The sequence below is a fragment of the Metabacillus sp. 22489 genome (genome assembly GCF_052044855.1).
Taxonomy (GTDB): domain Bacteria; phylum Bacillota; class Bacilli; order Bacillales; family Bacillaceae; genus Metabacillus; species Metabacillus niabensis.
The window spans coordinates 1-24,633 of the sequence record NZ_JBQENT010000053.1 but is presented as its reverse complement, the minus strand read 5'-3'; the positions used below and the strand labels follow the sequence as shown (position 1 = coordinate 24,633).

General features: G+C 36.3%; 20 protein-coding genes and 3 riboswitches. Of the genes, 17 read left to right on the top strand and 3 right to left on the bottom strand.

Annotated elements, in window-relative coordinates; genetic code table 11:
- The first annotated feature begins 75 nt into the window (after positions 1 to 75).
- The 8 genes from nikA (at position 76) to ACTJJ9_RS22725 (ending at position 8,600) form a co-directional block, all read left to right on the top strand.
- Positions 76 to 1,674, top strand: a complete 1,599-nt coding sequence (gene nikA, locus ACTJJ9_RS22760; RefSeq protein WP_440768905.1) for a nickel ABC transporter substrate-binding protein — start codon at positions 76 to 78, stop codon at positions 1,672 to 1,674.
- Positions 1,675 to 2,619: a nickel ABC transporter permease gene (nikB, locus tag ACTJJ9_RS22755; RefSeq protein ID WP_440768904.1), complete on the top strand. Its 945-nt coding sequence runs from the start codon at positions 1,675 to 1,677 to the stop codon at positions 2,617 to 2,619.
- Complete coding sequence (nikC, locus tag ACTJJ9_RS22750; protein WP_440768903.1) at positions 2,619 to 3,467, top strand: nickel transporter permease; 849 nt, start codon at positions 2,619 to 2,621, stop codon at positions 3,465 to 3,467. Before nikB ends, nikC begins: the two co-directional genes overlap by 1 nt.
- Positions 3,464 to 4,264 (top strand): ABC transporter ATP-binding protein, encoded by an 801-nt coding sequence (locus tag ACTJJ9_RS22745; RefSeq protein WP_440768902.1) that lies wholly within the window; start codon positions 3,464 to 3,466, stop codon positions 4,262 to 4,264. Before nikC ends, ACTJJ9_RS22745 begins: the two co-directional genes overlap by 4 nt.
- Positions 4,261 to 5,022 (top strand): ABC transporter ATP-binding protein, encoded by a 762-nt coding sequence (locus ACTJJ9_RS22740; protein ID WP_440768901.1) that lies wholly within the window; start codon positions 4,261 to 4,263, stop codon positions 5,020 to 5,022. The genes ACTJJ9_RS22745 and ACTJJ9_RS22740 overlap by 4 nt, the downstream gene beginning before the upstream one ends.
- 330 nt (positions 5,023 to 5,352) lie before the next feature.
- Positions 5,353 to 5,952, top strand: coding sequence for a nitroreductase family protein (locus tag ACTJJ9_RS22735; RefSeq protein ID WP_095302223.1), 600 nt, complete (start codon positions 5,353 to 5,355; stop codon positions 5,950 to 5,952).
- A 441-nt stretch (positions 5,953 to 6,393) separates the two neighbouring features.
- Positions 6,394 to 7,353: a pectate lyase family protein gene (locus ACTJJ9_RS22730; protein ID WP_440768911.1), complete on the top strand. Its 960-nt coding sequence runs from the start codon at positions 6,394 to 6,396 to the stop codon at positions 7,351 to 7,353.
- 356 nt (positions 7,354 to 7,709) lie between these two features.
- Positions 7,710 to 8,600, top strand: coding sequence for a hypothetical protein (locus ACTJJ9_RS22725; RefSeq protein WP_440768900.1), 891 nt, complete (start codon positions 7,710 to 7,712; stop codon positions 8,598 to 8,600).
- A 60-nt stretch (positions 8,601 to 8,660) separates the two neighbouring features.
- Here ACTJJ9_RS22725 and ACTJJ9_RS22720 read toward each other — a convergent pair whose 3' ends face one another.
- Complete coding sequence (locus ACTJJ9_RS22720; RefSeq protein WP_095302220.1) at positions 8,661 to 8,963, bottom strand: EthD family reductase; 303 nt, start codon at positions 8,961 to 8,963, stop codon at positions 8,661 to 8,663.
- A gap of 125 nt (positions 8,964 to 9,088) precedes the next feature.
- A complete protein-coding gene (locus ACTJJ9_RS22715; protein WP_440768899.1) occupies positions 9,089 to 9,718 on the bottom strand; it encodes a nitroreductase family protein in 630 nt (209 codons plus the stop codon).
- A gap of 289 nt (positions 9,719 to 10,007) precedes the next feature.
- Positions 10,008 to 10,109: riboswitch (purine riboswitch) on the top strand.
- A gap of 129 nt (positions 10,110 to 10,238) precedes the next feature.
- Between ACTJJ9_RS22715 and ACTJJ9_RS22710 the strand changes: the two genes are divergently transcribed.
- From ACTJJ9_RS22710 to ACTJJ9_RS22695, 4 genes are all read left to right on the top strand, one after another.
- A complete protein-coding gene (locus tag ACTJJ9_RS22710; RefSeq protein ID WP_440768898.1) occupies positions 10,239 to 11,384 on the top strand; it encodes a BMP family lipoprotein in 1,146 nt (381 codons plus the stop codon).
- A 124-nt stretch (positions 11,385 to 11,508) separates the two neighbouring features.
- Positions 11,509 to 13,041 carry an ABC transporter ATP-binding protein gene (locus ACTJJ9_RS22705; RefSeq protein WP_095302217.1) on the top strand — a complete coding sequence of 511 codons (1,533 nt, stop codon included), beginning with the start codon at positions 11,509 to 11,511 and terminating at the stop codon, positions 13,039 to 13,041.
- Complete coding sequence (locus tag ACTJJ9_RS22700; protein ID WP_095302216.1) at positions 13,034 to 14,203, top strand: ABC transporter permease; 1,170 nt, start codon at positions 13,034 to 13,036, stop codon at positions 14,201 to 14,203. The genes ACTJJ9_RS22705 and ACTJJ9_RS22700 overlap by 8 nt, the downstream gene beginning before the upstream one ends.
- Positions 14,203 to 15,162: an ABC transporter permease gene (locus ACTJJ9_RS22695; RefSeq protein ID WP_095302215.1), complete on the top strand. Its 960-nt coding sequence runs from the start codon at positions 14,203 to 14,205 to the stop codon at positions 15,160 to 15,162. Before ACTJJ9_RS22700 ends, ACTJJ9_RS22695 begins: the two co-directional genes overlap by 1 nt.
- 61 nt (positions 15,163 to 15,223) lie before the next feature.
- On the opposite strand, the gene ACTJJ9_RS22690 is transcribed toward ACTJJ9_RS22695, so the two are convergent.
- A complete protein-coding gene (locus ACTJJ9_RS22690; RefSeq protein WP_095302249.1) occupies positions 15,224 to 15,682 on the bottom strand; it encodes an RDD family protein in 459 nt (152 codons plus the stop codon).
- A 697-nt stretch (positions 15,683 to 16,379) separates the two neighbouring features.
- Here ACTJJ9_RS22690 and ACTJJ9_RS22685 point away from each other — a divergent pair.
- The 5 genes from ACTJJ9_RS22685 to ACTJJ9_RS22665 all read left to right on the top strand — a co-directional run bounded on the left by ACTJJ9_RS22685 (position 16,380) and on the right by ACTJJ9_RS22665 (position 24,257).
- Entirely contained in the window at positions 16,380 to 17,345 is a 966-nt protein-coding gene (locus tag ACTJJ9_RS22685; RefSeq protein WP_095302214.1) for an AAA family ATPase, read from the top strand.
- Positions 17,342 to 18,547 carry a DUF58 domain-containing protein gene (locus tag ACTJJ9_RS22680; RefSeq protein WP_440768897.1) on the top strand — a complete coding sequence of 402 codons (1,206 nt, stop codon included), beginning with the start codon at positions 17,342 to 17,344 and terminating at the stop codon, positions 18,545 to 18,547. Before ACTJJ9_RS22685 ends, ACTJJ9_RS22680 begins: the two co-directional genes overlap by 4 nt.
- Positions 18,544 to 20,766, top strand: coding sequence for a transglutaminase TgpA family protein (locus ACTJJ9_RS22675; protein ID WP_440768896.1), 2,223 nt, complete (start codon positions 18,544 to 18,546; stop codon positions 20,764 to 20,766). The genes ACTJJ9_RS22680 and ACTJJ9_RS22675 overlap by 4 nt, the downstream gene beginning before the upstream one ends.
- A gap of 25 nt (positions 20,767 to 20,791) precedes the next feature.
- A riboswitch (purine riboswitch) is annotated at positions 20,792 to 20,893 on the top strand.
- A gap of 158 nt (positions 20,894 to 21,051) precedes the next feature.
- Positions 21,052 to 22,599: a glutamine-hydrolyzing GMP synthase gene (gene guaA, locus ACTJJ9_RS22670; protein WP_095302211.1), complete on the top strand. Its 1,548-nt coding sequence runs from the start codon at positions 21,052 to 21,054 to the stop codon at positions 22,597 to 22,599.
- A gap of 86 nt (positions 22,600 to 22,685) precedes the next feature.
- Positions 22,686 to 22,787: riboswitch (purine riboswitch) on the top strand.
- 147 nt (positions 22,788 to 22,934) lie between these two features.
- Positions 22,935 to 24,257: an NCS2 family permease gene (locus ACTJJ9_RS22665; protein ID WP_095302210.1), complete on the top strand. Its 1,323-nt coding sequence runs from the start codon at positions 22,935 to 22,937 to the stop codon at positions 24,255 to 24,257.
- Positions 24,258 to 24,633: the final 376 nt, after the last annotated feature.

Sequence of the window (24,633 nt, the reverse complement as noted above, 5' to 3'; positions counted from 1 at the left end):
CGTAATGATTACGATGGAATTCAAATCGAAATCATTACGGTTTTTAGAAAAGAAATAATAATATGGAGGAAAATAATGAACTTATGGAAAAGCAATAATTCGAACGGCTTTTTAGAGTTTAGTAGTTTCGGCAAATACATAAAAACTCACTTACTAAAATTAAGTATTTTACTAGTTTGTGTTAGCTTGTTAAGTGCTTGTACAGAAGTTTCTGAAAGTACTGTTCAGAAAAACGCAGAGGATAAGCATATTCATTTTCTTTATAATTTCTCTACTAATTCTCTAGATCCTCATGTTGATTCAAGTTATGTCCCACTTAGGGCAGGAATAACGGAAACTCTAGTGCGATTAGATGAAGAAAATTTAACGGTTGCACCATGGCTAGCAGAAAGCTGGGAAGGTAAGGATGGGCAACATTGGACAATTAAGCTTCGTGAAGATGTAACGTTTCAAAATGGTAAACAAATGGATGCAAAAGCGGTGAAAGCCTCTCTTGAACGAGCGTTAAAGGAGAGTGTGGCAATACAGAACGCACTTAAAATTGAGAAGATTGAAGCAGATGGTTATACATTACATATAACAACTAAGGAGCCTTTTCCGGAATTTGTTTCAGAACTTGTTAATCCAAATGTTTCGATCATTGATGTAACAGAAGAGGATATTGTAGGTAAACCGATTGGGACAGGGCCTTTTGCGTTAAAATCATTTACACCTGGAAGCAAGCTAGAACTCGTACGTTACGATAATTATTGGGATGGAGCCTCAAAGCTTGACTCGGTGACTTTCTCCTTTAATGAGGATGCAAATGCCCGTTCGCTAGCGCTGAAATCTGGGGAAGTAGATATCGTCTATCGCCCTGAAGTAGAGAGCTTGGAATCATTAAGGGCACAAGAAGGGATTAAAGTTGAATCAACTGCGACATTCCGCGTACATCAAATGACGATGAATATGGAACGTAAAAGTTTGAAGGATATCAATGTACGTCGTGCGGTAGATGCACTGATTGACCGTCAAAAGATCGTTGATACAATTTTATTAGGTTACGCAGAACCTGCTGTCGGTCCATTTTTACCATCATTACCATTTGCACCAACGTATGAGCAGAGTAAAACCGGGAGTGATGTAGCGGTTAAATTTTTAGAGGAAGCGGGCTATACACTTGAAGACGGGAAAATGCAAAAAGACGGAGAGCAGCTTAAGTTTACTCTTTTAACCTATAGTGCGCGAGCGGACTTGCCTTTAATTGCCCAAGTGTTTCAATCGGATGCGAAAAAAATTGGCATTGATGTGGAGATTCGCCAAATTGATATTCCAGAGGAATACATGGCGTCAAACCGTGACTGGGATTTAGCCACATATAGTAATTTAACAGCTCCTCGTGGAGATGCTGGCTATTATTTAAATGCAACCTATCATCCAACTGGTGCTCTTAACTTTAGTGGTGCCCAGGAGCCTGAACTGACGGCGATTATTGACAAGCTTAATCAAACAGTCAATCAAGAGGAGCGGGCAACATTAGCAGAACAGGCTGCTGATTATGTCCATGACAATGTGATTAATTCATTTGTTTTGCATCCATCGACGATTGTTGCATACAACGAAAACAAGGTTAAAAATTGGCTAACAACGCGTAGTGAGTATTACATGATTACTAACGAGTTGGATGTGAAGTAAATGGTCCAAATTCTTACTCGGAAATTTTTTGAAGTATTATTTTTTATGTTATTTATTACATTTGTTAGTTTTCTATTTGTTCGAATGGCACCTGGTGATCCTGTTTTAACGATTTTGAATGTTGATGAGTTATCTGTTAGTCAGGAGCAAGTAGAGACTTTAAGAGAAGAGCTGGGATTTAATAAGCCATTGCTTGTTCAGTACGGGCTTTGGCTCCTTAAATTTATCCAACTTGATTTTGGGGAGTCATATGTCACTGGTCAACCTGTTATAGATATGATTTTAATGGGATTGCCTGCTACGCTCGAACTAGCCGCCGGCGCATTAATTGTTATGCTCATCGTATCTGTTCCACTTGGCTCTTTATCTGCCCTATATAGAGATAGTTGGATCGATCAAGTAAGTCGAGTATTATCGATTATTGGTGCTGCAATTCCAAGCTTCTGGCTAGGGCTTATTTTAATTGATTTATTCGGTGTCCGCTTTAATTGGCTTCCAACAATGGGGAGAGAAGGGTTTGTTTCTTTGATTTTACCATCATTGACACTTGGCTTGGCTATCTCTAGCGTATATGTTCGTTTGCTTCGTTCAAGCTTACTTGATTCGCTTAGTCAGGAGTTTATTCGTGCTGCAAGAGCGCGCGGGCTATCAGAACGGCGAATTTTTCTAGTACATGCATTTCGCCATAGCCTGCCACCTGTTATTACTGTATTTGGAGTCAGCTTAGGAAGTTTAATCGGTGGTGTAGTGGTGATTGAAGTATTGTTTGCGTATCCGGGGATCGGAAAGCTTGTTGTTGATGCGATACGTCAACGGGATTATCCGTTAATTCAAGGGTATATATTAATCATGGCCATTATCGTTTTTGTTGTAAATACATGTGTTGATTTATCTTATAGGTATTTAAATCCGGAAATGAGACTAAAAGAAAGGAGAATCAACTGATGAGACAAATGTCGATGCATTTGCCCAAGGTAAAAAAGAATAGCTGGCAAGCGATATTGGCTATGATTTGCGGAGGGGTTGTTATTGTAATGGTCATTTATGCCTTCTTTTATTTACGGCACGACCCAACATTAACAAATCTTGATGGACGACTTCAAGGCATGAGTCTTCAGCATCCACTTGGAACAGACCAACTAGGGCGTGATGTACTAACAAGGCTTTTGCTAGGTGGGCAACAGACAATTGGTTATAGCTTGATTGCGCTTGTTGCTGCGCTTATCATTGGAATCCCTTTTGGTCTTATTTCCGGATATAAGCGAGGAATTGTTGATCGGATCTTTATGCGAATTGCGGATGCATTTCTAGCTTTCCCCGATATGATTGTTGCGATTGTTCTGAGCGGTTTACTTGGACCAGGCATCGGTAATCTTGTCCTTGCTATTGTGATGGTCAAATGGGTTAGTTATGCGCGTCTTGTGCGAAGTACGGTTCTATCAGAATCCCAAAAAGATTATGTGTTGATTGCCCGTACAAATGGTTTATCTTCAATGAAAATTATCCGTAAGCATTTATTTCCGCATATTGTTGGGCATGTCCTCGTTTTGGCAAGTCTTGATCTCGGTAAAATTATTTTGCTCATTTCTGCTTTTTCTTACATTGGGCTAGGAGCACAGCCACCAACTCCTGAATGGGGGGCAATGCTAAATGACTCACGCCCATACTTTCAATCAAGGCCTGAATTAATGATCTATCCTGGGTTAGCTATTGTAATAGTTGTGTTACTAACAAATATGCTTGGGGATTATTTGCGAGACTATTATGATGTGAAGAAAGAGGTGCAGCAATGACTTTATCGATTGACGATATATCCATTAGCAGTAAAGAAAAGAAAATCGTTCAGAACGTATCTCTTTCCATCCGTGAAGGAGAATGGTATGCATTGGTTGGGCAGAGCGGGAGCGGCAAAAGCATCCTCTCACAAGCAATTGGACAAATGCTTTCTCCTAATTTGCGGGTTGAGGGAAAGATCCTTTTTAAAGGAGAAGATTTGCTGTCATTATCAGCAAAACAAATAAGGAATATTCGCGGTCAAAAATTGTCCTATATTTTTCAGGATTATCAGGGTTCTTTTACACCGTTTCGAACGATTGGTCAGCATTTTGACGAATACCAGAGAGCTCATGGTATTCTCGATGCAAAAGCAAGACAAAACAAGTCAATGGAGGCTCTTGAATCAGTTGGATTAAATGACGCTTTGTACAATCAGTACCCATTTCAGCTTAGTGGTGGACAACTCCAGCGCGTTTCAATCGCAATAGCCCTTTTATTATCACCGGATTTATTGATTGCTGATGAGATAACTACGGCACTTGATAGTGTTTCAGGACACAGGATTTTAGAGTTGCTTGCAAAACGGCAAAACGAAACAGGTTGTGCAATTTTATTCATCACACATGATTGGCGTCATGTCAGACGATATGCGACTCGTTTAGCTGTTATGAAAGAGGGCCAAATCGTTGAATCAGGTGGAAAGCATCGTATACTTGACCACCCGCAGCATGAATATACTAAGAAGCTGATTGAGGCGGCGCCTACACTTGGACGAGGCCTCCCATCAGGGTTACAGGAGGTCAAAAACGGATGAATCTCCTTACTGTGAAACAGCTAACAAAATCATATCAAGGTAGTAAAGCTGCGGTAAGTAATCTTTCATTTGAGCTAAACAAAGGGGAATGTCTTGGACTTGTCGGTGAAAGTGGTTGTGGTAAGAGTACATTAGCTCGTTGCTTGTTAAGAATTGAACCAATTGATAGTGGATCAATTCAATTTAAGGGTGAACCGATTGAGAAGCTTAATGAACGTCAGCTGTTACCATATCGAAAAAAGATACAAATCGTGTTTCAAAATCCATCTGCTGCATTGAACCCAAAATTAAAAATAAAAGATTCCTTGATTGATCCATTTGTTCAATATAGGAAGGAGCTTAATATTAGCCATTTTTCCTATACTTCTAAAGAGGCCTTTGTAAATCAACTTCTTGAAGCTGTTGAACTGACTCCTGATTTAGCCGATCGATATCCCCATGAATTAAGTGGCGGCCAACGACAACGTGTCACAATTGCCCGGGCCATCAGTATTGAGCCTGAACTTATCGTTCTCGATGAGCCAACTGCGAGCCTCGATGTCATTTCTCAAGGAGCGGTGCTTTCATTATTGACAGAGCTTCGGGAAACTTTAAATCTATCTTACTTGTTTATTTCACATGATCTTGCCGCTGTCAGCCAAATGAGCCAGAGGATGATGGTGATGAAGAACGGCAAGCTTATCGAGCAATTTAACCGTGATCAGTTATTTAGTAAGGAGCGTCATTCTTATACAAAAGAGCTTATTTCAATTTTTTAGATGAAAGAGTTCTTTTCTAAAACAAAGTTATTTTTTAGCTAAACTTTGTAAAGGTTGATTTTGAGTGTAAGTCGAAATTCCTGCAGGATGCGTGAGATAGGTGAGACCCTGCAGTATTTACAACAAATGCTCACCGCCCACCCTGCGGAAAGTGGGCGCTGCAAACGCAAATACCCTTAACAACTACTAATTAAACGAAACAAAGTTTACAGACATCCTTTACAAAAAATAAAAATACAATTATTTGACACTATCCCACTTACTAGTTTAAAATAATCCTTGTTTCAAGATATTTAATTTAAAGACAATATTTTTGGAGGGATACATAGTATGTCAAAGGATTTTTACTCTGTTCTTAAAGAAAGACGTTCTTATTATGCAATTAATAAAGACGTACAAGTAACTGATGAGAAAATTAAAGAAATCGTTGAGTTCGCTGTGAAGCATACACCTTCTTCTTTTAACTCACAATCTGCACGTATTGTTGTATTAACTGGTGAAGCTCATGATAAATTATGGGATATTACAACTGAAACTTTACGTAAAGTAGTTGGCGAAGGAGATTTCTCTGGAACTCAACAAAAAATGGACTCTTTTAAAGCAGGATATGGAACAGTTTTATTCTTTGAAGATGAAGCAGTCATTAAATCTCTTCAAGAACAATTTGCTCTATATGCTGAAAACTTCCCAATCTGGTCAAACCAAGCTTCTGGAATGCACCAATTAGTTGTTTGGGCTGGATTAGAGGCAGAAGGATTAGGAGCATCATTACAGCATTACAATCCACTTATCGATGATGAAGTGAAAAAGGAATGGAATATCCCAGCTGAATGGAAATTGATTGCACAAATGCCTTTCGGTAACCCTACTGCAGAGCCTGGTGATAAAGAATTCCAGCCACTTGAAGATCGAGTAAAATTTTATAAATAAGGATAAAGAAATCGTTTATCTTAACAAAAAGGTCTGATAATGCATCAGATCTTTTTTTGTTTATAATTAACAATTTGAAAAGCTTAGTAATCATTTCGTTAGGTGCCTACATTTTTTATTGAATGAAAAGTCATACATAATCATTCCTAGTTTTCCTTGAGCACCTGTAATAGTCCTACTTAATGCATAGTCCAGTCATAGGAAAAAAACGGAGATTTAAGAAAGGTTTTAGTTATTGTGGTAATTTTTTACTTAAATACTCAACATCTGATGTAATGATTATTTTATGATAACGCTTACGTGTTATGATTTCATTAATCCTAATTGGAAGGAGGGTAGACCATTTGCATCTAGAATTTGCTTGAAAAGATAAATTAAATAAAGGACGTGAGGAGAAAGATGAAAACAAAATTATTAAAGATGTTTATTGCAAGTATCTCAATGATAATTTTAGTTGTTGGTTTGTCTTTTCAATCTGTTTCTGCTGCTACTCCTGATTTCAGTATGAATGGCTTTGCTACTTCTAATGGTGGAACAACTGGCGGTGCAGGTGGAGATACAGTCACCGTTCAGACTGGAGATGAAATCATCCAAGCTTTAAATAATAAGGATGATAATACACCTTTAACGATTTATGTGAATGGAACGATTACACCCGATAACACCTCTGATAGTAAAATCAACCTCAAAGATGTTTCTGATGTTTCCATATTAGGCGTTGGTACAAACGGTGAATTTGATGGAATTGGCATCAAAGTATGGAGAGCAAATAATATCATCATTCGTAACCTCACGATTCACGAAGTTAGAGCTGGCGATAAAGATGCCGTAACGATTGAAGGTCCTTCTAGTAATATTTGGGTCGATCATAATGAGATTTACGCTAGTCTAAATGTAGACAAAGATTATTATGACGGGCTTTTCGATGTAAAGCGTGATGCTTATAATATAACCTTCTCTTGGAACTATGTACATGATGGGTGGAAGGCAATGTTGATGGGCTCATCAGATAGTGATAATGCCGATCGAAATATCACATTCCACCATAATCATTTTAAAAACTTAAACTCCCGTGTTCCTAGCTTCCGTTATGGCAAAGGACATCTTTATAACAACTATTATGAAGGAATTGATGGTTCAGGTATAAATGCACGAATGGGTGCGGAACTCCTTGTCGAAAACAATGTATTTGAAAATTCACATAACCCATTAGGTTTTTGGTATAGCGACGAGACAGGTTATTGGAATGTTTCAAATAATCTTTATCTTAATAGCACAGGCAGCCAACCAACATCATCCACTACAAATTACACAGTCCCATACAATTATACGCTAACTCCTGTTGAGGATGTAAAATCAATGGTCACTCAATATGCAGGTGTTGGAGTCGTTCAACCGTAAATATGATTATTGTCAAAAATAAATAGTCAGTTTTATTCTTTGAAGCTATAATCTCATCAAGAACAATTTGCGATATATTTAAAAAACTAACCAATTAGTTGTTTGGGCTGGGTTCAGCCCTTTTTTCATTAAGAACAATATATGAAAAACACTCCACCATCCTTTTAACTCTCGTTTCTTAATTCTAGTGAGGGGTCTGACCCTTTGGTTTTGAGTCATCCACTTTTGCTAAAGTTCATTGTTTTTAAAATTTGAGATTTTACTTTCTAGAGCAAATGGTACAATTAGGTAAATGGAGAATAAAGGAATCGTTTAGTTAATACATAATTGATAATTTTATGGTAGGTGGAGTTTACATGTTTTTTTTCAAAAAGAAAGCCAAAATAACAGAAGAGAAAATACAAGAACTTATACAACAGCTGGAAAGGGCATATATGGCAAAAGATATTGATCAGATGACGGAAATGTTCCATCCAGATAACAGGCAAATCTCCTTTTTGAATCATTATAGCTTGATGATGAACTTTCAAATTTACAATATTCAATCTGAAATTTTAAATCTTGAAATTGTGGAATTATCCGAGAAAGAAGCAACGTTTACATATACGCGAAAACATTTATATACTTGTGTAAATAAAAATGATGAAAATGGAGAAAACCCAAATAATATTTCAAGCTACTATGTACAAATTCAAGCTGAGGGTAGTCAAATTTGGATTACAAAGTATTCGAGGTTTAGTGAATTATTTTTAAATACGGAAGGTGAAATCCTCCCTTATGAGCAAGCGGTTGTACCTGCTGCCGCTCAGTACTATGAAAATATGAAAAGGTTTATTGAACCATTTACGTTAGATGGTTTTTTGCCAGCGACATACTATCTATATAGTGATAGTGAATTTATTGGTTATTATCCTGAGAAAGAGAGATTTTTGTTTGTGACTTCAGAGAGATTTACCATCGACTATTTTACGGAAATGAATGCGGATTCGATTGCTAAGCATACAGATATATATTTAAGTGAGAATAATCTGGAATACGGAGCTATTATTGAACAGGAAGAAAATCATTCGATTATCGAAACAAAAATAATAAATAATGACCGTTTATTACATGAACTTGTGTTGAGTATATTGGCATCTGATGGATTTTATATGATTCGTTATTTTAAAAATAATAACAGTCCAATTGAAAATGAAGTACGCCAAAGCTGGATTGAGCAAATGAGAGCCTCGGCTACAAAAATTTAATAATGGAGAAAAATTAGGAAAGAGAGGGTTTACTCTCTTTCCTATAGAGTAAAACTTATTTTATTGTGTAATCATAATAATTGGCGGCTCATTTAAAAACTTTTCTAAGTTCTTAGCATCCTCCATAACAGCCTTCCATTCCGGTGTAGCCATGGCACTCTGAAGTGTTGGAAGATCTGCAAATTCAATTACTACAATCATATATAGATTTAAGGTAGTATTTTGCGATTGGATGACACGATCAATACTACTTGCCTTAATGTTTGGAACGTTCTTGGCAAGGGGCATATGTGTGTTAAGATAATACTCATCAAATCCTGCTTTGTCTTTTGGTTGTTGATATTGAATATATAATTTAGCCATTTTTATTGCCCTCACTTTAATTAAAAAATGTAATAAAGCTTCTTGTTGCTCTAATGAGACTTAGCTGATAGAACAGCATCCTTTAACTGAAAACACCGCATCTGTACTATCCTTTACTTCTCTTATTAAATAAATTCAATAATTTCTTTAAGTGGAATTCGAGTTGTTTGGTATGCTGGTGCTGCAGCCTTCCCTATTGCAATTAAAACGATAGGCATATATCGATCACTAATATTAAATTTCTTCATGAATTTTTCCTTATCAAAGCCACCCATTGTAACGGTATCATATCCTTTAGCCTTGGCAATAAGCATCAGCTGCATTGAGACTAAGCCAGTGTCAAAGGATGCAATGTTTTTACGAATTTCTTCTGATGCCTGGGTATAAACATTTTTTGAATTTTGAATAATCTGTTCGACTGTTTCTAAATTCATGAAGCCAGCCTCATAGTTGCTTCTATATACTTTTTCAATATTATGATACATTTCCTTATCACCTAATACAGCAATGATTGCTGAAGATGTTTCAACCTGTTCCTGATTGTTGGCGATTTGACGAAGCTCTTTTTTTACCTCTTGATCATCGATTACAATGAAGCGCCATGGTTGAAGATTACTTGATGACGGAGCTAAAATAGCTTCACTTAGAATTTCTTCGATTTCTTCTCTAGGTATTTTAAAACTTGCATCGTATTTCCTTACAGAATGGCGCTCTCTGATAATTGTAGATAAATCTTGTTTTATTAATGAATTCATTTTTTTGAACCTCCTAAAAAATGTACTTACTTTTTGTAAGTTATATTAGAAACTTACAAAAAGTAAGTGTGAGTGTCAAGTAAAAGGAATTGGAGAAAAAGAATGAAGAAGAGGAATCTAGAATAGATGGAAAGTAAGTGAGATTTGGTTACGTTTTCAACGCGGTAAAATTTATAATTATATGAAAATTCAATTAATGATAAGTTATTCCCGAACAATGATGATTTTTTAAAAAGAAACATTCGTCTTTTTTCTTGACGGACGGAATGACTGATGATAAGATGAACTTGTAAAAATTAAATAACGTTCTCGTATAATTTTGGGGATATGGTCCATAAGTTTCTACCAAGCTGCCATAAATAGCTTGACTACGAGGTTGTATATATATTGTAAGGGGAAAATGCATGCATCTTTCTCTTTATATATCTACCAAAAGTCAAGCTCCGGTGTATACGGGGCTTTTTTCATTATTTACAGCAAAATATAAAACTATTTTAAAAGATATATAGGGGGAAAGACTATGTTGAATAAGAAAATGCTAATGGTATTATTTACTGCTTTAATGGTTGTTTTCATGGCTGCTTGTGGAAATAATGAAGCAAAAGATAATGAATCAGGATCAGATGAAGGCAAAAAAGGGTTAAAAATTGCAATTGTAACAAGTCCTTCTGGTGTAGATGATGGGAACTTCAATGAAGATAACTACAATGGAATTTTAAGCTTTATTGAAAAAAATTCAGATGCGACTGTAAAGGCTATTCGTGAAGAAACTGGTGATCCCGCAGCTGCTGTTCAAGCTGTTGCTGATATCGTGGCAGATTATGATGTCATTGTAACTCCAGGCTTTCAATTTGCAGGTATTTCAAGCATTGCTTTAGAAAATCCTGATAAGAAATTTATTTTAATTGACTCAGAACCAGCTGCTCAAGGTGAACAAAAGGAATTCGATAATATTTACGCGATGACATTTGCTGAGCAGGAAAGTGGATTTTTCGCAGGAATGGCTGCTGCATTAGAAACAAAGTCAAATAAAGTAGCGGTTGTAAACGGAATTGCATATCCTTCAAATGTAAACTACCAATTTGGTTTTGAATCTGGTGTGAATTATGTAAATGCAGTATATGATAAAAAAGTTGAGGTTGTTGAACTACCAGCTTATGCAGGTGTGGATGTAAATAACGAAGATGTTGGCGGAAACTATGTAGGAACGTTCTCAGATGAAGCGACAGGTAAGGTTGTTGGTAATGCTTTAATCGATGAAGGTGTAGATATTATCTTCGTCGCTGCAGGTGGATCAGGTAATGGTGTTTTCACAGCTGCAAAAGAGGCTGGTGGAGATGTGAAAGTAATTGGTTGTGATGTTGACCAATTTGATGACGGTGTAAATGGTTCAGAAAATATCGTGTTAACGTCTGGATTAAAGGTTATGAGCACTAATGTTGAGAAATCATTAAACTCAATTGTTGATGGAAGCTTTAAAGGTGGAAACGTCGTTCTTCAAGCTGATACTGATTCTACTGGTTATGTAAAAGAAGAAGGTCGTCATCAGTTATCAGAAGATACAATTTCAAAAATTGATGAAGCTTATAAATTAGTTAAAGAAGGTAAAGTTGTACCTGCATCTAATTTCAATGGGCATACTCCAGATAAGTTTCCAGGGTTATAAAATCCAGAGTTCAGAAACTATGATGAAATGAACCTATAGAAGTTTATCATTTCCTAATTTATGTTTGTAGGGTATGGTAAACTTCTTTTCTGTTTTTCAATCACTATGATAAAGGGGACGTAAAATGTCTGATTATATTGTAGAAATGAAGCATATTACTAAACGATTTCCTGGAATTGTGGCTAATGATGATGTAACCATTCAAATTAAAAAAGGGGAAATTTTTGCTCTGCTTGGAGAAAATGGAGCGGGAAAATCAACCCTTATGAGTATTTTAGGTGGAATGTATGAACCTGATGAAGGTGAAATTTATATTCGTGGTGAAAAGGTCCAAATAAGCTCGCCAAATCATGCGGCGAAGCTTAACATTGGGATGGTGCATCAGCATTTTAAGCTAGTTGAGGATTATACAATTACAGAGAATATCATTTTAGGTGTTGAACCAATTAAAAAATTTGCTGGCCTTTTTCCATATGTAGATATTCGAAATGCAAATCGGATAATCAAAGACCTTTCGAAGGATTATGGATTAGAGGTAGACCCTACAAAGAAAATAGAAGATCTTAATGTTTCGATGCAACAGCGGGTAGAAATTTTAAAGGTGCTTTATCGTCAAGCAGAAATTCTTATTTTTGATGAACCGACTGCTGTTTTAACTCCTCAAGAAATAGATTACTTGCTTACTATTATTGAAGGCTTACGAAAAGCTGGAAAAACGATTATTTTAATAACACATAAGCTAGATGAAATCAAAAAGGTAGCAGATCGTTGTGCGGTATTAAACAAGGGAAAATTAATCGATGTAATGGATGTAAAGACAACATCTACAAAACAGATGGCTCAGCTTATGGTAGGTAGAGAAGTGACCTTTGAATCTGAAAAGCGCCCAGCTGAATTTAAAGAGGAAGTATTGAAGGTAGACCATCTAACAGTAAAAAATGAAGATGGTTTTGAGGTTGTAAAGGATGTTTCTTTTTCTATTCGTGGCGGCGAAATCTTTGCCATTGCCGGTGTGGCAGATAATGGACAAGTTGAATTGGCAGATGCAATTGCTGGATTAACAAAGGTGAGCAGTGGGAATATTTTCTTAAATGGTAAGGATATAACGAATGAAAGTGTAAGAAAAAGAACAGAAAGCGGAATTTCTTATATCCCTGAAGATCGACAAAGCTATGGACTTGTGTTGGACTTTGATTTGGCGACCAATATAGGGTTGAAAGAGTATTATCGTGAGCCTTTTTCTAAAGGTGGAATTTTAAATAAAGAAGCTTTTCATGAGCATGGCAGTAGGTTAATAGAGAAATATGATATACGAAGCGGACAAGGCATTAAGACACAAGTTCGTTCAATGAGTGGTGGTAATCAGCAAAAGGCTATTATTGCCCGAGAAATTGAATTACAATCACCATTAATGATTTTTGTTCAACCAACGCGTGGATTGGATATTGGGGCAATTGAAAATATTCATAAGATGATGATTCAAGAACGAGATAAAGGTAAAGCAATTCTTCTTGTATCATTAGAGCTAGATGAGATTATGAATGTTGCAGATACCATTGGTGTTATATATAACGGCCAACTTCAAAAAATTGCAAGTAGAGATACGTTAACGAATAATGAAGTAGGCGAGTATATGATGGGGGCAAAACATGAGTAAACGAAATGATACACAAAAAGAAAAGTTTATACAAAAAGTCGGTAGAGTTCTTGCGTGGCCAATTAGTCATGAAAAATGGCAATCAATTTCTATTCCGTTATACTCCATCTTACTTAGCTTTATTGCAGCTGCAATTGTTATTCTTTTAATTGGGAAAAATCCGTTGCAGGCATTCTTTAACCTTCTGCAAGGAGCCGGAATCATGCCGAAGCCTTCTTATGCAGCCTATAAGAGCATGTTTACTGATTTCTTAAGCCTATTAAATGCAATGACACCGCTAGTCTTTGCGAGCTTGGCGGTTGCTGTTGCCTTTAAAGCAGGTTTGTTTAATATTGGTGTTTCAGGACAAATGCTCTTTTCAGGATTTTTAGCTACAATTATTGTTGGCTATAGCGGCTTAGATGCAATGATTGCAAAGCCACTTGTCTTAATCATCGGTATAGCAGCTGGAGCATTAATGGGTGGATTAGTTGGCTGGCTAAAATATAAGTTTAATATTAATGAAGTAGTATCAACGATTATGTTGAATTATATTACTCAATATGTTGTCAGCTTTTTTATCCAAATGTATTATATTGACCCTGTCTCAAGACAATCTCGTTATATTACTGAGGAATCAAGATTAACGTTAGTGAATGTTGAAATGGGCAATTTGAAAATGGATATTCCGTTAGGGTTTATTTTGGCCATTATTGTTGCGATTCTATTAAAGTTTGTAATGGATAAAACAGTACTTGGCTATGAAATTAAAACAGTTGGAACAAATCGGAACGCAGCAAAATATGCGGGAATGAATGTTGGGAAAAATACAGTGCTAGCAATGGTTCTATCAGGTGGTCTTGCAGGTTTAGCAGGAGTTACCTATTATTTAGGCTATTTTGCTTCCATTCAACCGAAAGTATTATCAAGCATTGGCTTCGATTCAATTGCCGTGTCTTTACTAGGGAACTCGAACCCAATCGGTGTTATTTTTTCGTCATTTTTAATATCAGTCATTAACCAAGGTAATACGTACATGAGTTCAATGGCAGGAATTAGACAAGAGATTGCTTCCGTGATTGTCGGTTTAATACTACTGTTTAGTGCTTGTGGCGCATACTTGAAATATAAGGTAAGTCGAATGAAAGAAAAAGATGCGGAGCGAAAGGAGGGGCAAGAATAATGGATACAGTAATTATAGATGGATTATCCTTTGCACTGCCTCTTTTTATCATGGCGATTGGAGGCATCTATAGCGAAAAGAGCGGAATTACAAACTTAGCTATTGAAGGCTTCCAAGGTTTTGGTGCTTTTATTGGTGCTTTATCAGTCGTTTTAATTGCAAATTTCTCTGGAACAGATGTGCAAAATTTGTTTTACCTCGCTTTATTGTTTTCAATGATAGGAGGAATGGTATTTTCCGTTCTTCATGCATTGCTAAGTATAAAGTTTAAGGCGAATCAAGTCATAAGCGGTGTCGTCATTAATATTTTGGCATTAGCCTTGACGACATTTTTAACAACACAAATAAACAGTCTTGTGTTTGGTGCTACTTCTGATAAGTTTCAATTAGGTGTATCAGAGCGTTTTACGATCGAAGGTTTAGCAAATATACCTGTAATTGGTGCGGTGTTTACAAATATTTATCCATTTGAAATTATTATCATCGTGATTGCCGTCTTAGCTTGGTATGTTTTATATAAAACAAAATATGGAATGCGTTTAAGAGCGAGTGGGGATAATCCGCATTCAGTTGATGCTGCAGGAGTAGATGTAGCAAAAATTAGATTTGGTGCGGTTTTAATATCTGGTGTTTTATCAGGTTTAGGCGGTATGTGTTTTGCTTATTCGATCTCTGCTAACTTTTCATCAAGCATTTATATGGGATATGGATATTTAGCGATTGCAGCGCTAATTTTCGGTAACTGGAAGATTCTCCCTACACTTGCAGCCTGCTTACTATTCGGATTTGCGAGATCAGGGGGAACGTATATCGGTCAATTAATGGAGTTACCGAGCAGCTACACTGATTTATTTATGATTTTACCTTATGTTTTAACTTTATTCCTTTTAATCTTTTTCTCTAAATCAAACCGTGCGCCAAGAGCGTTAGGAGAAATTTACGATAAAGGAAAGAGATAAAGATAGTATAAAAAGGGCTTTTCGTGCTTTGGAGCATGAAAAGCCCTTTTTAATGGTTGAGCTAAAGATTTAAATCATTTGAACTTTGAAGTTGACTTTGCTTCTTCTTTACAACATATGTATTTGCAATAATATCATGAAGCCCTCTTTTTCTTTCTGTGAAAGCAACCATAATATAGCCGATATAAGCAATCATAGCACTTAAGATATAAGAAAAGGCACGACCCCATGACTGGCCTGCTGTTATCTTTTCTCCTTGTTCATTTATAATCTTTAACCCTAAAAAGTGTTTTCCGAAGGTTGCCTGATATTTAGTAAGCGGCATTAACGCTAAATAACAAATTGGCCCCGCAATCATAAAGATAAGAGTAATTAGTGAAACGATATATTGAAGCGCACTTGAGACAAATTGCGTCATAAATGCTAAAAGTACGAGAATAAGATAAATACCGGAAATAATCAGACCATCTATTATCGTAGCCGCAACTCGTATCCAAAAGCCAGCACTACTTTGTTCCATATCTATCACCCCCCTTACCTGGTAAAAGATAACATTTTTTATTTTAACATCTGTGTTTTAATAGTTGACGGGAAATTATCCCTAAATACATATGTGACCAAAGTTGTGATTTTTATTGATTGGTCTTTACTATTTTTGAGCTTCGCAAAAGTTTATTAACACTATAAATGGCTTGAATAGAAATTATTATTTGTAAATTAATTAACTGAAAATCCCCATATGTGTAGAATTAAAAATCAAATCTATCAAAAAAGAAGCTGTTTTTCTTAGAAAAACAAAAGAACTAGTAAAAGTGATATAATAAGAAAGAAGTATGAAATGAAATTGCAGAATATTCAAAATGGTATTTTGTCAATAGTTAATCCACGTGTTTAGTGAGTCATCTTGAAAGAACTGCATAACCTTAATCAGCTTTTATTAAGGTCGATTCCATCTTTTCGCCCTGGCTTTGTTTATTTTTTTAATCTCCAATCATAGGAAATCAATTAGAATCATTTCAATGGTATATTTAGGCTAAAAAGCTTGATATGTTTAAAGTATTGATGATATAAATTGGTAGAATAAGTGTTTATAGAGAGATGTTGGAATATATAGATTGTCAATTAATTTAACGTATGAATTGGAAATACAAAAGGGTTTTGATAAAACAATCAGAATACTATAATAGGAAATATAGAATCCAACTAGGAGGAAAAGTATGTCTCAAACTGAAGCGATGCACCCAAAACTCGGTCGAGTTATTGATAATATAGATAAAGTTATAATAGGGAAAAGAGATATAAGCATTTTAAGTCTAGTCGCATTACTAGCAAATGGCCATGTGTTGCTTGAGGATGTGCCAGGTGTTGGGAAGACAATGATGGTACGTGCTCTAGCTAAATCAGTAGGAGCTGAGTTTAAACGGATTCAGTTTACTCCTGATCTATTGCCATCAGACGTAACAGGGGTCTCGATTTATAATCCAAAGGAGCTAAGGTTTGAATTTCAAGAAGGGCCAATTTTTGGGAATATTATTCTTGCAGATGAAATCAATCGAACGTCTCCGAAAACGCAGTCAGCTTTATTAGAAGGAATGGAAGAAGGCAGTATTACAGTTGATGGGACAACTCGAATTCTTGCAAAGCCTTTCTTTGTTATGGCAACACAAAATCCTGTTGATTATGAAGGAACCTATCCATTACCAGAAGCTCAGCTAGATCGATTCTTGTTTAAGCTAAGAATGGGCTATCCGACAAAGGCTGAGGAATTTGAGGTGCTTACCTTAGCAGAAAAGGAAAGGCCTATTTATCAATTAGATAGTGTAATAACGAAAGAGGAATTGGCAGAGCTTCAAAATGAGATCCAACATGTATATGTAGATGAAACAATTAAACATTTCATTATAGAATTAACGGGGAAAACGCGAAAGCATCCGTCTATTTATTTGGGAGCGAGCCCGCGTGCATCTATTGCATTAATGAAGGCGGCGCAAGCTTATGCATTTCTTTATGGAAGAGATTATGTGATCCCGGATGATATTCAATATTTAGCACAATATGCGCTCCCACATAGGATTATTTTAAGGTCTGAAGCACGGTTTGAGGGGAATTCTGTAGAAAAAATTATTCATGAAATCATTAGTCAAACAACTGTTCCTGTTCAAAGGACGTTAAGTCATAAATGAATAGATTTTTGCGGAAAATTCGTATCGGTTGGAAGTTTATTTCCCTCTTATTGCTTACGTTAGCGGCCTTTAGCTACGCGATGTTTCAAGGCGGTTTTGTAAGCTGGTTTCTATTCTATAGCTTTATGCCCTTTGCGATTTATTCATTATTATTATTAATTTATCCAGTTCGTTCCTTTGAAGTAACGAGAAAGGTAAATCAAGAACAATTCACCTATGGTCAAAGGTTTGTGGCAACAATTACAGTTAAACGAAAAATTCCGTTTCCATTATTTTATTTAATTGTAGAGGATGAGTTAACAGATAGATTACAAGGCAGCAGGAAGCTTTCTGAGCCGAAGAAAATGTTTTTTCCGTGGTTTAAGAGAGAGTTTTCATATGAGTATGTTTTGCAGCAAATACCGCGTGGGGAGCATCATTTATCAACGATTCGATTACGAACAGGTGACCTTTTCGGACTAATCGAAAAAGAGGTATTTGTACATGCCGAGCATCGTTTTCTTGTGTACCCTTCTACAATTGACGTAACTAACAAGCCAAAGCAAAGACAATTTGAACAAGGGATGTCTTCTAACAAAGCTAGATACTTACAAGATTCAACGATAGCTGTTGGAATAAGGGAATATCAGCCAGGTGACAAATTTGCCTGGATTGATTGGAAAGCAACGGCTAGAAGAGATTCGTTAATGACAAAGGAATTTGAGCAACTACAAAGCCATGATGTTGTCATTATTATGGACCGTGTTCAATCTGAAGTTTTTGAGAGGATTGTTTTATATTCAGCATCGTTAGTCCGCTCGCTTCTTAAAAGTGGGGCAAGGGTTGGTTTTATTTCAATTGGAAGTCAAAAACACATTTTTCCCTTAAAGGCTGATGACCAACATTTAAAAAATATCTTTTATCACTTAGCGAAAGTTGACTGTGATATAAGAAAACCTCTTTCTTCCCTTTTAGAGGGCGGAATATTGAATACGGAGATGAAGCAGGTAACGAACATCATTGTCACGGGTCATATAACGCTTGATTTTGTAAGAAGAATTGAATACCTTGGCGGAGGCCAGCAAATGTTCGTCGTCTTTGTCATAAAACAGGATGCTATGACAAAAGAGGAGCAAGTGTTAATTGAACGGCTAACTAAACGTCACATCGAGGTAAACGTAGTAACGGGGCATACAAGTCATAAAGAGGTGATGAGCTCATGACAACTCAAACTTCGTATGTTGAGAAATCGGCTGCAGTAATCTATTATCTTTTTGCCTTTTTATTGTTATGGGAGTGGCTAAGGCCTTTAAACGTATTTAGTAATACAGCTAATACGTTTGTCTTCATTTTTTTTATAGCGGTGAGTTTTTTGCTTATCTTATTCAAAGCTCGCTGGTATTTATCCTTTCCTGTAAAAATTATTATCATTCTATTTATCTTACATGGAATGTTTTATCAAGGAGTGTTTTTAAGCTTTGGTTGGTTAACTGATTTGATAGAGGATACCGTAAATAATATTCAATTAATTCCAACCGCGAATTGGATGAGCATGACAGCATCCTATCGAACATTACTATTTTTTATTTTACTATGGCTGCTTGTTTATTTAATTCATTATTGGGTACTGATCCAAAAAAGAATCTTAATATTCTTTGTTTTAACCTTACTTTATATAACGGTTTTAGACACCTTTACTCAGTATGATGCTACATTTGCAATTGTCCGGACTGTACTAATTGGATTTTTTATGTTGGGGATGCTTTACTTTGACCGACTAAAAAAAATCGAGAATTTGCAAATGAAAGGATTAGCTTTCTTTCGCTGGTTATTGCCACTTTTTGCTTTTATTGTGCTTTCGATGGTTGTAGCGATGTTAGCCCCGAAGGCATCACCACAATGGCCTGACCCCGTTCCTTATTTAACTGCTGTTGGAAATGGAGAAGAGGGAATTGGTGGGAGGAAAAAAATCGGTTATAGTGAGAGTGATGAAAATCTTGGTGGTGGCTTTGTTGAGGATGATACAGAAGTATTCACACATATTTCAAGTGAACGGCATTATTGGAGAATCGAAACAAAGGATGTTTATACAGGTAAGGGTTGGATAGCATCAGAACAAGATAATGACTTTGAGGAGATTACGAATATTCAAGATGAATTGTTTTGGACAGATGAATCAGTAAAAACGAAGCAGCTTGAATCGACTGTAACCTTTAACAATAATTATCGTCATTTTCATCTCATGTATCCTTTAGGAGTAACTTCAATTCAAACTGAAAACAATTTAGATTTCTATTTAAATCCAAATACAGAGTTAATAACACCATTTCCTGAAAATAATGGATCGAGAGAGCAGTTTAAGAGCTACAAGGTAACCTATAATCTGCCTACATACTCATTGGATGAAATGAGAAAGGTGCAGAATTTACCTGAGTCTGATCCGATTCATCAACGTTATACACAGCTGCCGGACTCCTTACCTAGCCGTGTAAGAGATTTAGCAATCCGTCTTACGATGAATGAGACGAATCAATATGATAAAACAAAAGCAATAGAAGAATATCTTGGTTCAGCGGATTTCACATACGATAAGGATGATGTGGCAATTCCTGAGGGGGAACAGGATTATGTTGATCAATTTCTTTTTGAAACATTAAAAGGCTATTGTGATAATTTCTCAACTTCTATGATTGTCTTGCTCAGAGCTATCGATATCCCTGCTAGGTGGGTTAAAGGCTATACCGAAGGAGATTTTGTTGACGTTGTTAATGAAACAGAAAGAGAATATAAGGTGACGAATAATAATGCTCATTCATGGGTCGAAGTTTATTTTGAAGGTGTTGGCTGGGTGCCGTTTGAGCCTACAAAAGGGTTCATAAATCCTTATACAGTATCGAATGAAACACAATCAAATGAAACGGAAGATGTACCTGAGCAGCAACAACAAACACCTGAGGAAGAAACACAACAAGCTGAAGCGGAAAAGGAAGAACAAGAAAAGCAAACGGAGAAAGAGGTAGAAGAAGCTACAGCCTCTGCAGAAAATCAGGAGTCTTCTCTTTTAGATATGCGAATCGGCAGTGCATTCGTTTATAGCCTGCTAGTCATTATTCTAATTGCTGGCTTTGTTTTATATAAAACAAGATTGAAGTGGTTTGCACATTTTATTGTTCGAAAATATAAAAATCGCCATGATGAGGAGGTGTTTTTCCACGCATTTCAATCTTTGTTAAAGCAATTAGAACGGAAGGGAATGAAGCGTAAGGATAGCCAAACGCTTCGTGAATATGCTCACACGATTGATCATGTATTTCAGGATAAGTCGATGACCATTTTAACAGAAAACTATGAGAGAGCATTGTATCGTCGTACAGATGCTGAAAAAGAATGGGTGAAATCGGCGGAATTGTGGGAAAATTTAATCAAAAAGACATCGTCTTGATTATTACCTTAGAGATTGATAGAATAGAAAAAATTATATTAACCTTCATATATCCTCGATAATATGGTTCGAGAGTCTCTACCGGGTAACCGAAAATTTCCTGACTATGAAGGCAGAATTGTACGTTTTTTAAAACTAGAATTCTGCCTTCTTATTGTGAAGGCAGGGGTCTAGTTTTTTTTCTAGCTTTTTTATGTTGTAAAACAATGAACTAGCTAGACTATCGACGGGCTTGCGTTTTGATAGATGTGTACGTAATAATATTGCTTGATAACTACGGATGAGGTGACAAAATTGGCAAATGTTCATGAAATGGTAGTGGTTTTAGATTTTGGAAGTCAGTATAATCAATTAATTACAAGAAGAATCCGTGAGTTTGGTGTGTACAGTGAGCTACACCCTCATACATTAACGGCAGACGAAATAAAAAAAATGAACCCTAAAGGTATTATTTTATCAGGTGGGCCTAATAGTGTTTACGGTGAAAATGCCTTTACTTGTGATGATGCGATTTTTGATTTAGGTATCCCGGTCTTAGGGATTTGTTATGGAATGCAACTAATGACACATAAGCTTGGTGGTGTTGTTGAAGCGGCTGACCATCGTGAGTATGGAAAAGCAACGATTGAAGTTCAAGGTCAGCACGGATTATTTAAAGATTTACCAAACCAACAAGTAGTTTGGATGAGCCATGGTGACCTTGTAAAGGAAATTCCGGAAGGTTTCCAAGTTGATGCAACAAGCACATCATGCCCATATGCTGCAATGAGTAATAATGAGCGTAAGTTTTACGGTGTTCAATTCCACCCAGAAGTACGCCATTCTGAATACGGTAATGATTTATTAAAGAATTTTGTATTTGAAGTATGTGATTGCTCAGGAAATTGGTCAATGGAAAATTTCATTGAGATGGAAACAGAAAAATTAAAACGAAAAGTTGGTAATAAGAGGGTTTTATGTGCTTTAAGTGGTGGGGTCGATTCTTCAGTAGTTGCTGTATTAATTCATAAAGCAATTGGCGACCAACTAACATGTATTTTCGTTGATCATGGTCTACTCCGTAAAGGTGAAGCGGAGGGCGTTATGAAAACGTTCAGTGAAGGTTTTAACATGAACGTAATAAAAGTCGATGCTAAAGATCGTTTCTTAAATAAACTAAAAGGTGTTTCTGATCCAGAACAAAAGCGTAAAATTATTGGAAATGAATTCATTTATGTTTTTGATGATGAATCTGCAAAGCTAGAAGGAATTGACTTCTTAGCGCAAGGAACGCTTTACACAGATATCATTGAAAGTGGAACAGCTACAGCTCAAACAATTAAATCACACCATAATGTTGGTGGTCTTCCAGAAGATATGGAGTTCGAGCTAATTGAGCCATTAAGCACATTATTTAAAGATGAGGTTCGCGCATTAGGGACTGAACTAGGAATTCCTGATGAAATTGTGTGGAGACAACCATTCCCAGGACCTGGTCTTGGTATTCGTGTATTAGGCGAAATCACTGAAGAGAAGCTTGAAATCGTCCGTGAATCAGATTATATTCTTCGTGAGGAGATTAGAAAAGCTGGCTTAGAACGTGATATTTGGCAATACTTCACTGTTCTACCTGATATCCGTAGCGTAGGGGTAATGGGAGATGCTAGAACGTACGATTATACAATTGGAATTCGTGCAGTTACATCTATTGATGGGATGACATCTGATTGGGCGAGAATTCCTTGGGATGTATTAGAGGTTATTTCGACACGAATTGTAAATGAAGTTAAACACATTAACAGAGTTGTTTATGATATTACAAGTAAGCCACCTGCAACAATTGAGTGGGAATAAAAAAACACGAACAAAACGAACATTATTCAAAATAATGTTCGTTTTTTTTATTGACTGTTTGATAATAGACTGATAAGATAAAAAAGAAGGAAATAGTCGAAATACGTCGTATAATCTTGGGGATATGGCCCAAAAGTTTCTACCAAGCTGCCGTAAATAGCTTGACTACGAGTGTTAATATTCAGGAATGATATTCCTATGTATTGATAATTTGTTAGTCAAGTGCTCAACTTTTATGGTGAGCACTTTTTTATTTGTTTTAGCACTTTTCAACTTATTTATAGTGAATTCCCCAATTATACGACTTAATTACTTGTTAGGGAGGCACTACCTTAATGAAAAAATACTTTCAATTTGATGAATTGGGAACAACTTATCGTCGAGAATTAATAGGTGGATTAACTACGTTTCTATCTATGGCATATATCTTGTTTGTTAACCCAGCGACATTGTCAATGAGTTCAATTACTGACTTGCCAGATGAATTGAGAATGGACCCGAATGCAGTTTTCGCTGCAACTGCTATAGCCGCAGCGATCGGTTCGCTGTTAATGGGGTTAATTGCTAGATATCCTGTTGCACTTGCACCAGGAATGGGTTTAAACGCGTTTTTCTCTTATACAGTTGTATTAACAATGGGGATTCCATGGCAAACAGCTCTTTCTGGTGTATTGATTTCAGGTTTAGTGTTTGTTGTTTTAACATTAACAGGTCTTCGTGAAAAAATAATTAACAGCATACCTGCTGAATTAAAATTTGCTGTAGGTGCTGGGATCGGTCTTTTCATTACATTTGTTGGTTTGCAAAACGCAGGTATTATAGTAAATAATGATGCGACACTAGTAGGATTAGGGGATTTAACAAATCCACAAACATTACTAGCTGTCTTTGGGATTATCGTTACGGTTATTTTAATGGTTAAAGGTGTTAAGGGTGGAATCTTCTATGCTATGGTTATTACCGCTGTTGTCGGGATGATTTTTAACCAAATCCCTTTTCCAGAAAGAATTGTCGATACAGTGCCAAGTCTAGCTCCAACATTTGGTCAGGCATTTATGAATCTCGACCAAATTTTTACCGTTCAAATGCTAGTTGTTATATTAACTTTCTTATTTGTTGATTTCTTTGATACGGCTGGTACATTAGTTGCTGTCGCAAATCAGGCAGGTTTGATGAAGGATAATAAATTACCACGTGCAGGAAAAGCGTTATTTGCTGATGCGGCTGCAACTGTTGCGGGTTCTATATTAGGGACATCTACAACAACTTCTTATGTTGAATCAACAGCTGGTGTTGCTGCTGGTGCTAGAACAGGACTTGCATCTGTAGTCACAGGGATTCTATTCTTGTTAGCTTTATTCTTCTCTCCATTATTAGGAGTAGTGACATCTGCAGTAACAGCTCCGGCATTAATTATTGTAGGTGCATTAATGGTTGCATCACTTGGAAACATAGAATGGAATCGTTTTGAAATTGCAGTACCAGCTTTTCTTACGATTATCATAATGCCATTAGCCTATAGTATTGCTACAGGTATTGCTGTCGGATTTATCTTCTATCCAATAACAATGGCTTTAAAAGGTAAGGCTAAAGAAATTCATCCAGTCATGTACGGTTTGTTTGTAATATTCATTCTATACTTTATATTCTTAGCATAAAAATGTTTATTAAGGGGAGAGGGCAGAAATGCCCTCTTTTATTTTATTTGAGTAAGAACAAGAGTGATTTCTTTATAAGGAAGATTTTTTCCTGGATTTGGAATGTATTATTTGTTGACTCTATATAAAAATACTGATATAGTTATACAAGTCAGAAAGAGAGGAAAACACAACTTACCTAACGAAGAAAAAAGTTGTTGACTTGTGCTGATTGACATGGTATATTAATAAAGTCGCTTCTGAAAGAAGTTACGAAATGAATGTTCTTTGAAAACTAAACAAAACCAAGCGTGCCAACGTTAATTTCGATTAACAACAAATCGTACTATTAAGTACACAATGAGCAAGTCAAACACTTTATTGGAGAGTTTGATCC

Excerpts from the sequence above, each read along its gene's own strand:
- ACTJJ9_RS22690 (WP_095302249.1), bottom strand. The coding sequence starts at position 15,682 with ATGGAACAAAGTAGTGCTGGCTTTTGGATACGAGTTGCGGCTACGATA.
- ACTJJ9_RS22685 (WP_095302214.1), top strand. The coding sequence starts at position 16,380 with ATGTCTCAAACTGAAGCGATGCACCCAAAACTCGGTCGAGTTATTGAT.
- ACTJJ9_RS22740 (WP_440768901.1), top strand. The coding sequence starts at position 4,261 with ATGAATCTCCTTACTGTGAAACAGCTAACAAAATCATATCAAGGTAGT.
- ACTJJ9_RS22720 (WP_095302220.1), bottom strand. The coding sequence starts at position 8,963 with ATGGCTAAATTATATATTCAATATCAACAACCAAAAGACAAAGCAGGA.
- ACTJJ9_RS22725 (WP_440768900.1), top strand. The coding sequence starts at position 7,710 with ATGTTTTTTTTCAAAAAGAAAGCCAAAATAACAGAAGAGAAAATACAA.
- ACTJJ9_RS22695 (WP_095302215.1), top strand. The coding sequence starts at position 14,203 with ATGGATACAGTAATTATAGATGGATTATCCTTTGCACTGCCTCTTTTT.
- ACTJJ9_RS22680 (WP_440768897.1), top strand. The coding sequence starts at position 17,342 with ATGAATAGATTTTTGCGGAAAATTCGTATCGGTTGGAAGTTTATTTCC.
- ACTJJ9_RS22745 (WP_440768902.1), top strand. The coding sequence starts at position 3,464 with ATGACTTTATCGATTGACGATATATCCATTAGCAGTAAAGAAAAGAAA.
- nikA (WP_440768905.1), top strand. The coding sequence starts at position 76 with ATGAACTTATGGAAAAGCAATAATTCGAACGGCTTTTTAGAGTTTAGT.
- nikC (WP_440768903.1), top strand. The coding sequence starts at position 2,619 with ATGAGACAAATGTCGATGCATTTGCCCAAGGTAAAAAAGAATAGCTGG.
- ACTJJ9_RS22730 (WP_440768911.1), top strand. The coding sequence starts at position 6,394 with ATGATAATTTTAGTTGTTGGTTTGTCTTTTCAATCTGTTTCTGCTGCT.
- ACTJJ9_RS22665 (WP_095302210.1), top strand. The coding sequence starts at position 22,935 with ATGAAAAAATACTTTCAATTTGATGAATTGGGAACAACTTATCGTCGA.
- ACTJJ9_RS22710 (WP_440768898.1), top strand. The coding sequence starts at position 10,239 with ATGTTGAATAAGAAAATGCTAATGGTATTATTTACTGCTTTAATGGTT.
- ACTJJ9_RS22715 (WP_440768899.1), bottom strand. The coding sequence starts at position 9,718 with ATGAATTCATTAATAAAACAAGATTTATCTACAATTATCAGAGAGCGC.
- ACTJJ9_RS22735 (WP_095302223.1), top strand. The coding sequence starts at position 5,353 with ATGTCAAAGGATTTTTACTCTGTTCTTAAAGAAAGACGTTCTTATTAT.
- ACTJJ9_RS22700 (WP_095302216.1), top strand. The coding sequence starts at position 13,034 with ATGAGTAAACGAAATGATACACAAAAAGAAAAGTTTATACAAAAAGTC.
- nikB (WP_440768904.1), top strand. The coding sequence starts at position 1,675 with ATGGTCCAAATTCTTACTCGGAAATTTTTTGAAGTATTATTTTTTATG.
- ACTJJ9_RS22705 (WP_095302217.1), top strand. The coding sequence starts at position 11,509 with ATGTCTGATTATATTGTAGAAATGAAGCATATTACTAAACGATTTCCT.
- ACTJJ9_RS22675 (WP_440768896.1), top strand. The coding sequence starts at position 18,544 with ATGACAACTCAAACTTCGTATGTTGAGAAATCGGCTGCAGTAATCTAT.